At 70.5% G+C, this 14580-nt stretch carries 12 protein-coding genes; 8 read left to right on the plus strand and 4 right to left on the minus strand.

Translation table 11 applies throughout. The annotated features are described in order from the left end of the window. The first annotated feature begins 84 nt into the window (after positions 1–84). The 5 genes from CG723_RS01735 to CG723_RS01755 all read left to right on the plus strand — a co-directional run bounded on the left by CG723_RS01735 (position 85) and on the right by CG723_RS01755 (position 6002). On the plus strand, positions 85–1140 hold the full coding sequence (locus tag CG723_RS01735) for an ABC transporter permease (RefSeq protein ID WP_442802507.1): 1056 nt from the start codon (positions 85–87) through the stop codon (positions 1138–1140). A gap of 113 nt (positions 1141–1253) precedes the next feature. After that, positions 1254–2117 (plus strand): carbohydrate ABC transporter permease, encoded by an 864-nt coding sequence (locus CG723_RS01740; protein WP_100591355.1) that lies wholly within the window; start codon positions 1254–1256, stop codon positions 2115–2117. A 39-nt stretch (positions 2118–2156) separates the two neighbouring features. Then, the gene (locus tag CG723_RS01745; protein WP_100591356.1) at positions 2157–3806 is read left to right on the plus strand and encodes a hypothetical protein; all 1650 of its coding nucleotides are present in this window, start codon (positions 2157–2159) and stop codon (positions 3804–3806) included. A 67-nt stretch (positions 3807–3873) separates the two neighbouring features. Beyond that, a complete protein-coding gene (locus tag CG723_RS01750) occupies positions 3874–5061 on the plus strand; it encodes a Gfo/Idh/MocA family protein (protein WP_100591357.1) in 1188 nt (395 codons plus the stop codon). Between the two features lie 155 nt (positions 5062–5216). Beyond that, on the plus strand, positions 5217–6002 hold the full coding sequence (locus CG723_RS01755) for a DeoR/GlpR family DNA-binding transcription regulator (protein ID WP_100591358.1): 786 nt from the start codon (positions 5217–5219) through the stop codon (positions 6000–6002). Between the two features lie 46 nt (positions 6003–6048). Here CG723_RS01755 and CG723_RS01760 read toward each other — a convergent pair whose 3' ends face one another. After that, positions 6049–7176 (minus strand): ricin-type beta-trefoil lectin domain protein, encoded by a 1128-nt coding sequence (locus CG723_RS01760; RefSeq protein ID WP_100591359.1) that lies wholly within the window; start codon positions 7174–7176, stop codon positions 6049–6051. 218 nt (positions 7177–7394) lie between these two features. On the opposite strand from CG723_RS01760, the gene CG723_RS01765 reads away from it, so the two are divergent. Beyond that, positions 7395–8279 carry an SIS domain-containing protein gene (locus tag CG723_RS01765; protein WP_100591360.1) on the plus strand — a complete coding sequence of 295 codons (885 nt, stop codon included), beginning with the start codon at positions 7395–7397 and terminating at the stop codon, positions 8277–8279. A 54-nt stretch (positions 8280–8333) separates the two neighbouring features. Here CG723_RS01765 and CG723_RS01770 read toward each other — a convergent pair whose 3' ends face one another. Together CG723_RS01770 and CG723_RS01775 are read right to left on the minus strand one after the other, a co-directional pair. After that, positions 8334–9608, minus strand: coding sequence for a GAF domain-containing protein (locus CG723_RS01770; protein WP_100591780.1), 1275 nt, complete (start codon positions 9606–9608; stop codon positions 8334–8336). Positions 9609–9937: 329 nt separating this feature from the next. Next, the gene (locus CG723_RS01775; protein WP_100591361.1) at positions 9938–11584 is read right to left on the minus strand and encodes an acyl-CoA dehydrogenase family protein; all 1647 of its coding nucleotides are present in this window, start codon (positions 11582–11584) and stop codon (positions 9938–9940) included. A gap of 18 nt (positions 11585–11602) precedes the next feature. Between CG723_RS01775 and CG723_RS01780 the strand changes: the two genes are divergently transcribed. Both CG723_RS01780 and CG723_RS01785 read left to right on the plus strand, forming a co-directional pair. After that, positions 11603–12778 (plus strand): YihY/virulence factor BrkB family protein, encoded by a 1176-nt coding sequence (locus CG723_RS01780; protein WP_100591362.1) that lies wholly within the window; start codon positions 11603–11605, stop codon positions 12776–12778. A gap of 51 nt (positions 12779–12829) precedes the next feature. Continuing rightward, positions 12830–13522 carry a helix-turn-helix transcriptional regulator gene (locus CG723_RS01785; RefSeq protein ID WP_100591363.1) on the plus strand — a complete coding sequence of 231 codons (693 nt, stop codon included), beginning with the start codon at positions 12830–12832 and terminating at the stop codon, positions 13520–13522. Between the two features lie 14 nt (positions 13523–13536). Here CG723_RS01785 and CG723_RS01790 read toward each other — a convergent pair whose 3' ends face one another. Next, complete coding sequence (locus CG723_RS01790) at positions 13537–14553, minus strand: Lrp/AsnC family transcriptional regulator (RefSeq protein ID WP_159032366.1); 1017 nt, start codon at positions 14551–14553, stop codon at positions 13537–13539. Positions 14554–14580 lie beyond the last annotated feature (27 nt).

Consider the following 14580-nt stretch of genomic DNA (forward strand, 5'->3'; position numbering starts at 1 on the left):
AAGATTCCGGTACCTCGCGCGCCGGGCCGCAGCCCCCGCGAGGGCCCTGTGAAACCAACCCTCGCTCGCCACTCGACGCAGGAGGTGAATGTGTCGGCCGCTGCGTCCGCATCGCCCACGCCCACATCGCAAAACCCGCCCGACCTAACGCACGAGGCACCCGGAACGTCGGGCAGGAAGAAGGCGTCCGGCACGAAGGGGACGCCGGGCAGGAAGGGGCGCAAGCCCGCCGACCGGCGGAGCCTGCGGGAGCGGCTGAGGCAGGACCGCACCCTGCTCCTGCTGTGCGTGCCGGGCATCCTCTACTTCGCGGTGTTCTTCTATCTGCCGCTCGCGGGCAACAGCATCGCCTTCCAGGACTACCAGCCCTACCTCGGCTTCAAGGGCAGTCCGCTGGTCGGCTGGGACAACTTCAAGGCCCTGCTCGAGCAGCCGGAGTTCTGGACGGCCGTCTGGAACACGCTGAAGATCAGCGCCGTCCAGCTGATCCTCTACTTCCCCGCGCCGATCGCCCTCGCGCTCTTCCTCAACTCGCTGATCAGCAACAAGACCCGCCGCCTCATGCAGACGGTCGTCTACCTGCCGCACTTCCTGTCGTGGGTCGTCGTCGTCGGCATGTTCCAGCAGGTCTTCGGCGGCGCGGGCACGATCACGAGTTACCTGAACGAACACGGCGTGCACGTCGGCAACATCATGAACAACCCCGACACGTTCATCTACCTGATCACCTCCCAGAGCGTCTGGAAGGACGCCGGCTGGGGTGCGATCATCTTCCTCGCCGCGATGGCCTCCATCGACACCTCGCTCTACGAGTCGGCGGCGATGGACGGGGCGGGCTGGCTGCGCCGCATGTGGCACATCACGCTGCCCGGCATCAGGCCCGTGATGATCATGCTGCTCATCCTGCGCCTCGGCGACATCCTGTCGGTCGGCTTCGAGCAGATCCTCCTCCAGCGCGACATGGTCGGCCGGGACGCCTCCGAAGTCCTCGACACCTACGTCTACTTCCACGGCGTCGTCGACGGCGACTGGGGCATGTCCACCGCCGCCGGCCTGATGAAGGGCGTCATCGGCTTCGTCATGATCGTCCTCGCCAACAAGTTCGCGCACCGCCTCGGCGAGCAGGGGGTCTACCAGTGAGCACCGCGCCCATATCCACCACCCTGCGGCCTGAGAGCCAGGAGAGCCAGGAGAGCCGAAAAGGCCGCACCGGGAGCAGGAAGCGCCGCGGCTCCGCCGAGCGCCCCGCCTGGATGGAGCAGCCCAACCCGGCCGCCCAGACGCTGAAGTTCGTCGTCATCGTCGCGATGATCGTGGCGGTCGGCTACCCGTTCCTGCTCGCGATCGGCACCAGTCTCTCCTCCAAGGCCGAACTCGCCGCGAACGGCGGCTATGTGCTGTTCCCGTCGCACCCCACGCTCGAGGCGTACCGGGTTGTCCTGTCCGGCGGCGTCATCACCCGCGCCGCCGTCGTGAGCGTCGGGATCACCGTCGTCGGCACGGCGCTCAGCCTGCTCTGCACGATCGCGCTCGCCTACGGCCTCTCCCGGCCGCGGACCTTCGCGGGCAAGCCGCTGCTCCTGATCGTCGTCGGCACGTTCCTGTTCACCCCGGGCATCATCCCCAACTACCTGGTGGTGCAGGAGCTGGGACTGCTCGACACCTACGGGGCGATGATCGCGCCGATCCTGCTCAACGCGTTCAACATCATCGTGGTCCGGGCGTTCTTCCAGGGCATCCCCGACGAGCTGCACGAGGCGGCCCGCCTCGACGGCGCCGGTGAACTCACCATCCTGTGCCGGATCGTGCTCCCCCTGTCGAAGGCCGTCATCGCCGTGGTCGGCATGTTCTACGCGGTGACGTACTGGAACAGCTTCTTCAACGCGATGCTCTACATCAACGACCCGGACAAGCTGCCGCTCCAGGTGGTGCTGCGCAGCTACGTCCTCCAGGGCGACACGTTCAACGCGAAGGCCCTCGGCGTGAGCGTGCTGCCCGCCAGCACCGCCCTGTCGATGGCCGTGCTCATCCTCGCGGTCCTGCCGATCATCGCGGTCTACCCGTTCCTCCAGAAGTACTTCGTCAAGGGCGTTCTCACCGGCGCCATCAAGGCCTGAGCCACCACCCTCAACCGCTCCTCGCCCCTTAGGAGAGTCATGTCCAGAGACTTCAACCGCCGCGGGTTCCTCGGTGCCGCGACCGTCGCCGGCCTCACCGTCGCCGGTGCCGGTTCCCTCACGGCCTGTGGTTCCGGTGCGGCCTCGGGTGGTGGCGGCGCCAAGGCGTCGGCCAAGCTGAAGCTGCCGACGTACGTCCCCGCAAACGTCGCGGCCCCCGACCTGCCGGGCAACGCGGCGGGCCTCGACCCGGCGTACCTGCGCTACCCCAAGAACCTGACCCGCAGCGTCACCAAGAAGCCGGGTGACGGCAAGCCGGTCACGGCCCTGACCGAGACCTTCACGACCGCGGCCCCCGCGATGAACCGCAACCAGTACTGGCAGGAGCTGAACAAGCGCCTGGGTTCCGAGCTGAAGATGACGATCGTCAACGGTCTCGGCGCCGACGACGTCTACCGCGCGAAGTTCAACGCCACCATCGCCGGCGGCGACATGCCCGACCTCATGTGGTTCCCGCCGAACCAGGGCCTCAAGAACGTCCCCGCGCTCCTCGAGGCGAAGTTCCACGACCTCACCGAGTACCTGTCCGGTGACGCGGTCAAGAAGTACCCGAACCTCGCCAACATCCCCGAGTTCGCCTGGAAGACGGCCGTCTTCAACGGCAAGATCTGGGGCATGGCGGTCCCGTACGGCCGCATGGGCCAGGTCTACGTCGCGAACGAGGACTTCTGGAAGCCGGTCGGCGGCGTCCAGTTCGACAGCGCCCAGGACTTCTTCGACAAGGCGAAGGAACTCCTCGACGTCAAGCGCAAGAAGTACGTCCTCGAACCGGCGTACGTGAACCACATCCTGCAGTTCGCCTACTGGCACGGCGCGCCCAACGGCTGGCGCAACGAGGGCGGGAAGCTCACCCACTACTTCGAGACCGACGAGTTCCACGCCGGCCTGGAGTTCGCCCTCAAGTGCCAGAAGGCACAGCTGTTCTGGCCGGACCCGAACCTGCCGACGACCCTGGAGAAGATGGAGGGCGGGTTCCTCGGGCTGCACGTCCAGTCCTTCCCCGGCTTCCTCAGCGACAGCAACCAGTACGACTGGCCGGAGAAGGTCGTCGTCCCGTTCGCCGCGGAGAAGGGCCTGACCCCCACCTGGGGCTACGGCTACGGCTCGGTCGGCTTCACGGCCATCAACAAGGCCGTGAGCAAGGACCGTATCGACACGCTGCTCCAGGTCATGAACTACCTCAGCGCCCCCTTCGGCACCGAGGAGCGGCTCTTCCTGGACAACGGCATCGAGGGCACGCACCACACCCGCTCCAAGGACGGTGACGTGCTCCTCAACAAGAAGGGCAACGCCGAGGTCATCACCACCCGGCAGGCCATCAACTTCTTCGGCAACGCCCCCGAGACGCTGTACCTCCCGGGCAAGCCCGACATCACCCGCGGCATCCACGGGGCCCAGGTCGAGCTGATGAAGCTCGCGCAGGTCAACCCGCAGACGGGCTTCTTCTCGGACACCTACGCCAACAAGGGCGCGTCCTCCACCGACACCGTGTACCAGGCCGTCAAGGACATCGTCGCCGGCCGCACCCCGCTCTCCTCCTTCAAGAAGGACATCCTGCCGACCTGGCAGCGTGAGGCGGGCAACGCGATGCGCGACGAGTTCGAGAAGGCCATCGCCGACGCCAAGTAACACCGGCCCGGCCCCCGTTCCACCCTGCACCACTTAGCGTCTCGCACACAGAACAGGACACCCGCACGTGGAAGACCTGCGCATCGGAGTCATCGGGCTCGGACTGCGACGGAACCTGGCGACCGCCGCGCACCGACCCGGCAAGGGATCGGTCGTGGCGGCGGTGGCCGACCTCGACCCGCAGATCCGGGCGAAGGTACCGGAGCTGTACGAGGGCGCGGTCGCCGTCGACGACCACCGAAGGCTCCTCGAAGACCCCTCGATCGACGCCGTCATCGTCGCCACTCCCGACGACACCCATGAAGCCATCGCCTGCGAGGCGCTCGAAGCGGGCAAGCCGGCGTACGTCGAGAAGCCGCTGGGCATCTCGGTCGAGCAGTGCGACACCATCCTGCGCACCGCGTACAAGACCGGCACCCGTCTCTACGTCGGCCACAACATGCGCCACATGGGCGTCGTGCGCCTCATGCGCGACATCATCGCGCGCGGCGACATCGGCGAGGTGAAGACCGTGTGGGTACGGCACTTCGTCTCGTACGGCGGCGACTACTACTTCAAGGACTGGCACGCCGACCGCACCCGCACCACGGGCCTCCTCCTCCAGAAGGCCGCCCACGACCTCGACGTGGTGCACTGGCTGGCCGGCGGCTACACCAAGCGCGTCAACGCCCTCGGCGACCTCATGGTCTACGGGGACCTGCCGCGCCGCGAGCCGGACACCCCGCGCCCCGACGGCTGGCTGAAGGAGTTCGACTGGCCGCCGACGGAGCGCCACGACCTGCACCACGTCGTGGACGTCGAGGACGTGTCGGTGATGAACATGCAGCTGGACAACGGCGTCATCGCCGCCTACCAGCAGTGCCACTTCAGCCCCGACTACTTCCGCAACTACACGGTCATCGGCACCGAGGGCCGCCTCGAGAACTTCGGGGACAGCCCCGGCGACGAGGTCCGGGTCTGGAACACGGGCCCGACCGGCTACCGCAAGGACGCCGACATCGTGTACCGCGTGCCCGAGGCGAAGGGCTCGCACGGCGGCGCCGACGAGCGCATCATCGGCGAGTTCTGCCGCTTCGTGCGCGAGGGCGGCGTCACCGACACGTCGCCCGTCGCGGCCCGGATGAGCGTCGCCGCGGGCGCGCTCGCCACCCGCTCGCTGCGCGAGGGGGGCATGCCGTACGACGTCCCGGAGCTCGAACCGGAGCTCCTCGCCTACTTCGACGGCGGGCAGCTGACGCGCGGAGCCGGGGAGTAGCAGCCACAGCGCAGGCGTGGGCGGGCCCGTCGGAGAGGGCGGGCCTGTCCACGCCTGCGTGCGCACACAGACGGTCACGTGTAGGTGCGCGGATGATCACGTCTGGATGCGGAGAACGGCGCGGGTTACGCTACGCGCGTCGCGAGGAGGAACAAGTGGGCGCACATGCCCGATGGACCCAACTGCTGGAAATACTGGGCAATCAGGGCCATCTCGATGTCACCGAGGCCGCCGAACTGCTCGGCTGCTCCTCCGCCACGGTCCGGCGCGACATGGACGAACTGGCCCGGCAGTCCCTGCTGACCCGCACCCGCGGGGGGGCCGTGGTGAGCTCCGTCGCCTACGATCTGCCGCTGCGCTACAAGACGGCCCGCAAGGCGGACGAGAAGCAGCGGATCGCGAAGGCGGTCGCCGAACTCGTCCCCTCGGGCTCCGTCGTCGGCATCAACGGCGGCACCACGACCTCCGAGGTGGCCAGGGAACTGGCCGTCCGCACCGACCCGGGTGGCACATCCGGCGGCGTCGCGCTGACCGTCGTCACCAACGCCATCAACATCGCCAACGAGCTGGCGATCCGCCCCCATGTGAAGATCGTCGTCACCGGCGGCGTGGCCCGGCCGAGCTCGTACGAACTCGTCGGCCCGCTCGTCACGTCCGTCCTGCAGAGCCTCGCCCTCGACTACACGATCCTCGGTGTGGACGCGGTCCACCCGCACTTCGGCGCGGCCACGCACGACGAGTCGGAGGCCAGCGCGAACCGCTCGCTCGCCGAACGCGCGGGCACGGTCATCGTGGTGGCCGACTCCTCGAAGCTGGGCCGCCGGGCGTTCGCCCAGGTCTGCGCGCTGAACGCGGTGTCGATCCTGGTGACGGACAAGGACGCCCCCGAGGCACTCGTCGAGGAGATCACGGCGCAGGGCATCGAAGTCATCTGCGTGTGACCGGGCGCCCGTGGGAGAATCGTGGCGGCGCCCGGTCACGCCTGCGTCAACTGGGCGTCGTCCACCGCTGGTTGGCGCCGCCCGAGCAGGTGTAAGTGATCAGCTTCGTGCCGTCCGTGCTCGCGCCGCCCTCGGCGTCCAGGCACTTGCCCTGGTTGACGAGGGTGTCCCCGGAGCGCTGCCACTGCTGCGCGGCCGATCCGTTGCACGTGGACAGCTGCACCGAACTCCCGCTCACCGTCATGCACTTGTAGAGCGCGCGCACGGTGCCGTCGTGGGACAGGACCCAGTTCTGGTGGTTCCCGCCGCCGCACGTCCACAGTTCGAGCGGGGTGCCGTCGGTGCTGCTGCCGCCCGTGATGTCGACGCACTTGCCGCCGCTGCCCGTGATGTCGCCCGAGGCGGAGTTTCCGGTCGCATCGTCGTGCACGCTGCCGCCGGAGACCTGGGTGACCCCGGCGTACTGCGTGCAGGTGCTGCTCGTGGACGTCGAGCTGACGGAGGCGGTGACGGCGGGGCCGCCCGTCGACGTGCCCTTGGGGAGGTCGAGGCGGGCCCGTGAGTAGGGCTCGTCCTCGCAGGTCGCCGAGTTGCTGTTCCAGTCGAAGTACTCGACCCAGTCGACCATGCCGCCCGCACTGATCCGGGCGCCCGAGCCGACCTGGAGGCTGCCCAGGACGAAGGACGTGCCGGCCGTGACATCGGAGATGGTCGCCTTGTACCAGCCGTCGGTCGTGTCGGGGGAGACGCGGTAGGTGTAGTGGTGTCCCGCCGCGAACGCCTGGTTGTAGCGGCACGTGTACCCGGTGCCCGACTCGTCGAAGGTCTGGCAGTACGTACCTGCCGAGCCCGCCTTCGCCGCCGTGGAGCCCCACAGGGAGAACAGGAACATGCCGGTGCCGGTGCGCCAGCGCTGCTGGCCGACGTAGCCGCCGACGCTGTTGGTGAAGTCGAACTGGTGGGCCCAGTAGACGTTTCCGCGGCCCGGGTCCGCCTCGACCGTCGTACCCCACGTGGCTTCGGTGAGGGCCGTCGTGCCGGACGGGAAGCCGTAGTTGGTGTAGGTGCCGGGGGTCTGTCCCGCGGCCTGGGCCGGCGCGGACAGGCCCAGGGTGGCGGCGACCGCGACGACGGCGGTCACACAGACGGATCTGATCGATCTGAAGCGACGCACAGGTTCCTCCTGAACGGTGGGGGAGGGAGGTGCTTGCAGATATGTGCTTGTGCTCGTGCTCGACAAGAGAGTGGCCGCGGTGGGTGGGCAAGGGCATGGACTTCTGGAGCGCGCACATGGACTCTCGGCGGACTTTGACGCGTCCAGCTGATCTCAAATGCTTGAAAACGCGCTATAACTTGCACAACCAAGCATGTGCTGGGATGTGAGGGTGCGCCATGAGCCATATCGAGAACGAACTGCACAGCCAGCCCGAGTGCTGGGACCGGGCGGCCGAACTGGCCCTGGACCGGGCGGCGTTGCTGCCCGAGCCGGGCGAGCGCGTCGCGATCGTCGGCTGCGGCACCTCGCTCTTCATGGCACAGGCCGCCGCCGCGCTGCGCGAGGAGGCAGGCCACGGCGAGACCCACGCCCACGCCGCCTCGGAGTTCCCGGCCGGACGCCCCTACGACCGGGTCGTCGCCCTGACCCGCTCGGGCGCCACCACCGAGGTGCTCCGCCTCCTCGCCGGGCTGCGCGGACGGGTCAGGACCACCGTGATCACGACGGACGCCGCGACCCCCGTGGCGTCGGCCGCCGACGACGTGGTCGTCCTCGACTTCGCCGACGAGAAGTCCGTCGTGCAGACCCGCTTCCCGACCTCGGCCCTCACCCTGCTCCGCACCCACTTCGGGCTGCACTCGCAGGAGGTCGTGGACGACGCGCACGACGCGCTCGCCGAGCCGCTGCCCCCGTGGCTCGTCGGCTGCACGCAGTTCACGTTCCTCGGCCGGGGTTGGACCGTGGGGCTCGCGGGTGAGGCGGCTCACAAGATGCGCGAGAGTCAACTCCCTTGGGCGGGCGCCTATCCGGCCCTGGAGTACCGGCACGGCCCGATCAGCGTCTCGGCCCGCGGCACGGTCACCTGGATGCTCGGCGACGCGCCCGCCGGTCTCGCCGACGAGGTGCACGCCACCGGCGGGATGTGGGTGGCCGGCGGCCTCGACCCGCTGGCCGAACTGGTACGGACGCAGCGCCTCGCGGTGGCGGTCGCGGTGGCCGGCGGCCGTAACCCGGACCGGCCCCGCCACCTCACGCGCTCGGTGATCCTCGCCCGGGTCTGAGGACCCGTGTGCCGATCAACTGCGGCTGACAGCAAGGCGGGTGTAGGGGCGGTGTCAGCGCGGCGGTGTTGAGCGCGATCTCAGCACCCCGGGCGCCACCGAGTGCGGCAGCAGGTCCGCCGGGCTCTGCGGGAGCACCACCTCCAGCTCCGCCTCCTCATGGAAGCGGTACGGGCGGTGCCCGAGCAGGCTGCCGAGGTAGCGCCGTATCCGCGACATCTCGGCGCGGACCGTCACCGTGCGCGTCGGGTCGCCGAACATGTCCTGTGCGAGGCCCGACGCGCTGCGCCCGCCGCGGTGCAGGGCGAGCAGATAGAGGAGTTCGGCGTGGCGCGGGCTCAGCTCGTGCGACCAGGACCGCGTGCCGTCCGTCACCGTGACCGACCAGCGCCGTGGCCTGCTCACGTCCAGCACGACGCGGGTGCCGCCGAGCGGTTCGGCCGCCCCTTCCGGGCCGTCGGGCCGCAGCAGCCAGCCGCCGGGCAGCGGCGCCACCGCACACATCCCCAGGGTCGGAACCCAGGCCCGCCCTTCCGACAGTTCGGAGAGTTCGGACAGCGACTTGGGCAGCGCGATCCGGTCCACCGGCTGCATCCCGGTCACCGCCGCCGTCCAGCCCTGGACGTCCACCGCGACAGCCCGGCCGCCGATCCGCGCGAGGACCGGCGCCGCGACGGCCCGCAAGCGGTCGAGGGCCGCCGCATGACGCTCCCGCAGCCGCGCCTCCGCGAGCTGCGCCACCGCCCCGACGAGCGCGAGTGTCGCCGGGTGCATCGTCTCCATCGGGCCGCTCACATCGACGACGCCCATCAGCTGCCCGTCGCGCGGGTCCGTGATCGGCGCGCCCGTGCACGTCCACGCGTGCTGCGACACCACGAAGTGCTCGGCGGAGAACACCTGCACCGGGCGCCGCGTCACGAGCGGCGTGCCCACCCCGTTCGTACCGACCGTCTCCTCGGCCCAGTCCGCGCCCAGTTCGAAGCCGAGCCGGTCGGCCTTGTGCAGCACGGCCGCGCAGCCCTCGCGCCACAGGATGCGCCCGTCCGCGTCGGACACGACCATGATGTGCTGCGCCGCGTCCGCGACGGTGACCAGCGCCTCGCGCAGCACCGGCAGTATCTCCATGAGCCCGGACGCCTGGCGGCGCTCCTCGATCTCCTCGAGGTTCAGCAGGCCCGACCGCACGTCACGGTCGGGGTCGACACCGCTGCGCAGCATGCGGTTCCAGGACTCGCCGATCACCGGGCGCGGCAGGATCTGGGGCCGCTGCCCCGACAGGGTCGCGGCGCGGACGCCCTTCAGGAGCCGTGCGGCCAGCGAGAAGTCCATCGTGGACAGCCGGCCCAGATCGACGGTCGAGTTCTTCTGCGTCACAGGTCCTCCTGGAACAGACCAGTGCGTGCGGACATGTGCTCATCGTGCCGCTTCTCCGGCCTTCGTGGGGCCGAAAGGGGGCGCGACAGTTGCAACCCTCTGCAACTCTGGCGAACGGCCGTACGCCGGTCGAAGCTGAAGCCGTGCCGCTCCGGCGGCGCGCGAGCTCCTCAAGGGGGGCCTGAGGGCGGGGGTGATGCCGTGTCGGCGCAGCATCACCCCCGTGACCTCAGTCGTCAAGACGTGTGACTCCGGTCGTCACCGCTTGGCCTCCGCCCGGTCGGTCAACTCACGGGGCGCGCCCGCTCGACGACCGAGCGCAGGTCCAGACTGTGCGGCAGCGTGCCGAACGCCGAACCCCAGTCCCCGCCGAGCCGCGAGGCGCAGAACGCGTCCGCGACCTCCGGCGGCGCGTGACGCACCAGTAGCGAACCCTGCAGCACGAGAGCGATCCGCTCCACGACCCGGCGCGCCCGTGCCTCGATGCCTTCCAGGTCGGCGAGTTCGGTCAGCAGGTCCTTGATGGCGCGGTCGAGGCGGTGATCGGCGCCGCGCGACCTGCCGACCTCCTGGAGGAACGCGTTGAGTGCCTGCGGCTCGCGCTGCAACGCCCGCAGCACGTCGAGGGCCTGCACATTGCCCGACCCCTCCCAGATCGAGTTGAGCGGCGACTCGCGCAGCAGCCGCGGCATGCCGGACTCCTCCACATAGCCGTTCCCGCCCAGGCACTCCAGGGCCTCCGCCGCGACGGGCGTACAGCGCTTCGTCACCCAGTACTTGGCGGCCGGCACCGCGATCCGCAGGAACGCCCGCTCCTGCTCCGACCCGGTGTCCTGGACGGCGTCCTGGGCCGCCGCGAGCCGCAGCGCCAGCGTCGTCGCGGCCTCCGACTCCAGCGCCAGGTCGGCCAGTACGTTGCGCATCAGCGGCTTGTCGACGAGCAGGCCGCCGAACGCCTCGCGGTACGTGCAGTGGTGGATCGCCTGCGCGACGGCCTGCCGCATGATCGCCGCCGAACCGAGCACACAGTCCAGGCGCGTGGCGGCGACCATCTCGATGATGGTGCGCACCCCGCGCCCCTCGTCCCCGACGCGGCGCGCCCACGTCCCGTCGAACTCGACCTCGGCCGACGCGTTCGACCGGTTGCCCAGCTTGTCCTTGAGCCGCTGGATCGCGAACGGGTTGCGCGTGCCGTCCTCCAGGACGCGCGGCAGCAGGAAACACGTGAGTCCCTCGGGTGCCTGTGCCAGGACGAGGAACCCGTCCGACATGGGCGCCGAACAGAACCACTTGTGCCCGGTCAGCTCGTACGTGCCGTCCTCGGCGAGCGCCGTCGCCCGCGTGGTGTTCGCGCGGACGTCGCTGCCGCCCTGCTTCTCCGTCATGCCCATCCCGAACACGGCGCCCGCCTTCACGGCGGCGGGCCGCAGCCCCGCGTCGTACACCGTCGACGTCAGCCGGGGCTCCCACTCGGCGGCCAGCGCCGGATCGGCGCGCAGCGCGGGCACCGCCGCGTGCGTCATCGACAGCGGGCACGTGTGGCCCGCCTCGACCTGGCTCCACACCAGGAACGCGGCCGCGCGCCGCAGATGGCCGCCGGGCCGGGACCAGGCCGACGTCAGCCCGGCCGAGACGCCCTTGCCCATGAGCCGGTGCCAGGCCGGATGGAACTCGACCTCGTCGACGCGGTGCCCGTAGCGGTCGTGGGTGTGCAGCCGCGGCGGATTCTCGTTCGCGAGCACGCCCCACTCCTGCGCCTGGGCGGAACCGGCGGCGCGGCCGAGGCCGCCGAGTTCCTCGCGGACCTCGGCCGTGAGCGAGGGCTCCAGATGCCGTTCGACCCCCTCGGCGAGGGCCCTGTCCGCGGCAAAAACGTCATATCCCACCAGGGGCGGAGCCTGGTTGGTCACTGCGTGGGTGGTGGCTGCCATGACAGATACGGTAAGGACGTGCACCAGGCAAAAGAAACACCAGATCGGCCACACAGAGGCCGACTCCACCGGGCCCGCGCCCTCTATCGCAACGTCTCGAAGCGCAGGACCGCCTGGCTGCTGCTCAAGGACACCGTCAACTCGTGCATGGAGTACCGCATCCTCGGGCTCGCGGCCGAGGCCGCGTTCTTCACCCTCCTGTCCGTGCCCCCACTGCTCCTCTCCCTCATCGGGCTGCTCGCCTACGTCGACACCTGGACCGGCGCCGACACGATCGCCGGAGTGCGCGACAACATCCTGGAGGCGTCGCGCACCGTCCTGAGCGACCAGGGCGTGAAGGAGATCGCCCGGCCGATCCTCGACGACGCGATGACGGGCCGCCCGGACGTCATCTCCATCGGCTTCCTGTTCTCGCTGTGGTCGGGCTCGCGCGCGGTGTCCACGTTCGTCGACACGGTGACGGTCATGTACGGGCTCGACGGGGTGCGCGGCATCGTCAAGACCCGGCTGCTCGCCTTCCTGCTGTTCCTCGGCGCGCTGATCGTCGGCTCGGTCGCGCTGCCGCTGATGATCGCGGGCCCGGACGCGGTGATCGCCCTCGTCCCGTGGTCGGAGACCGTGGTCCAGGTCCTGTACTGGCCCGTCGTCCTCCTCCTGTCCGTGGTCTTCCTGACGACGCTCTACCACGTGTCCGTGCCCGTGCGTTCGCCCTGGATCGAGGACGTACCCGGCGCGCTCGTGGCCCTCGCGATGTGGGTGCCGGGCAGCTTCCTGCTCCGCCTCTACATCACCAGCACCATCGAGGGCCCCACCATCTACGGGGGCCTGGCCGCGCCCGTCGCCGTGCTCCTGTGGATCGGCGTCTCGGCGTTCGCGGTGCTCGTCGGCGCCGCGGTGAACGCGGCCATCGACCGGGTCTGGCCGTCCGTAGCGACCTCGGTCGCCCGCGCCGCCAACGAGCGGTGGCGGACCGCGCAGGCCGCGGAGTACATCGCCCGCTCCGCCGCCCGCGAGGGCCACAGAGGCACCGACGACGCGGACGACCCGGACATGCCGTCCGAGTTCCCCGAGCGCTGGTCGAAGTTCCTGCCCCCGGACGACGTGTCGTCCCGCCTGCGCACGCACGTGCGCAAGAACGGCGACCATCCGCAGGACCCCAACCCGCGCGACCACGACCACCACGACCACAACTGACCGGCCGACGCCACCCCGCACACGCGGCGTAGCCTCGAAGACGTGGCTGACGTGTACCGGGAGCGGGCGGCGCCGAGCGTGGCGGGCGCGGTCCTGTGGACCCGTACCGTCACCCCGGACGGCGACGGCCGAAGCCCCGGACCGGACGTCCTGCCCGACGGCTGCATGGACCTGCTGTGGACCGAGGGACGTCTCTTCGTCGCCGGACCCGACACGCACGCGTACCGGCCCGGCATCAGCGGCGCCACCCGGTTCGCCGGCATCCGCTTCTTCCCCGGCACCGCGCCCGCCGTCCTCGGCGTCCCGGCCCAGGAACTGCGCGACCGGCGCGTCGACCTCGCCGACCTGTGGCCGTCGGACCAGGTGCGGCGCCTCACCGAACGCGTCGACGCAGCGCAGGACCCGGCCGCCGCCCTCGAAACCGTGGTCCTGGAACGGGGAGCCGCGCCGCCCGACCCCGTCCTCGCGCACATCGTGGCGTCGCTCCGCGCGGGCCGCTCCGTCGCCGAGACCGCCGACAGCGCCGGGCTCGGCGCCCGCAGTCTGCACCGCCGCTCCCTCGCCGCGTTCGGTTACGGACCCAAGACCCTGGCCCGCGTCCTGCGCCTGCAACGCGCCCTCGCGCTGGCCCGCGGGGGAGTGCCGCTCGCCGAGACGGCCGCGCGGGCGGGATACGCCGACCAGGCCCATCTGGCGCGCGACGTAAGGGAGTTGGCGGGTGTTCCGCCGACCCGCCTCGTCTGACGAAGCCGCCGCGACTACCAGGGGGAGATGGGCTGGACGCCGACCCGGCGCCCCTCCTCGTCGAGCAGATGACCCATGCGCTTGACCGTGTGCAGGCCGACGATGCGGTCCGTCACCGTGAGCGTGGGCAGCCGGGCGCACAGCGCCGTCTCGCGGCGCTGGATGTCACCCAGGTCGTGCACCCACAGCGTGGCGAAGATGTTCGCGGGACCCGTGACGGCCGCGACCAGCCGGCACTCCGGCAGCGCGGCGAGCGTGCGGTGGACGGCGCCGATGTCCCGCGCGGGGACCCGGCCGAGGAGCGACACCGGGACCGGATGGCCCGCGAGCGCGGAGGCTATGTCGCAGCGGAACGTCAGGACCGCCGAGTCCGTGAGACGGCGCAGCCTGCGGCGCACGGTGGGCGGGCTGGTGTCGGTGCGCTCGGCGAGTTCGGCCAGGCCGAGCCGCCCGTCACGGACGAGTTCGTCGAGCAGGGCCCGGTCCACGGGGTCGAGTTCGAGCCCGCGCACCGGATGCTGCGCCGCAGCCTGGCTGCCGAGCGCCGTGAGCTGCGAGGGGTCGAGGGAGCGCAGCCGCCAGCGGCTGCCCTCCACGTACAGCGAGGTGGCGAACAGCGCGCTGACCGACTCGACGCCCGGCAGCCGGTCCAGCTTCTGCGTGAGGAAACGGCTGAGCGAGGGCAGGTCGGGGGCCAGCACATCGAGCAGGAGGTCCGCGCTGCCGGGAGCGGTCACCTCGATCGTCACCGCCTCAGGCAGCACGCTCAGCTCCGCCAACAGCCGCGACCGCTCCTGAGGCCGGCAGCGCAGCAGCACGAACGCCGTGCAGCGGTTGCGGGTGAACTCACGGCCCGGCGCCGCGTACACCCAGGCGAGCCCCGCCCGCGTCAGCCGGTCCCACCGCCGCGCCAGCGTGCCCGCAGTCACGCCGAGCAGCGGGGAGAGCTCCGACCAGGACGCCCGGGGCCGCAGCTGGAGGGCGTTCACCAGAGCGAGGTCGAGCTCGCTGGCGGTGACCGTTTCTCGCATCACAAGCACTCCGTACGTACGAATCCA

The organism is Streptomyces sp. CB01635, from assembly GCF_002803065.1.
GTDB lineage: Bacteria > Actinomycetota > Actinomycetes > Streptomycetales > Streptomycetaceae > Streptomyces.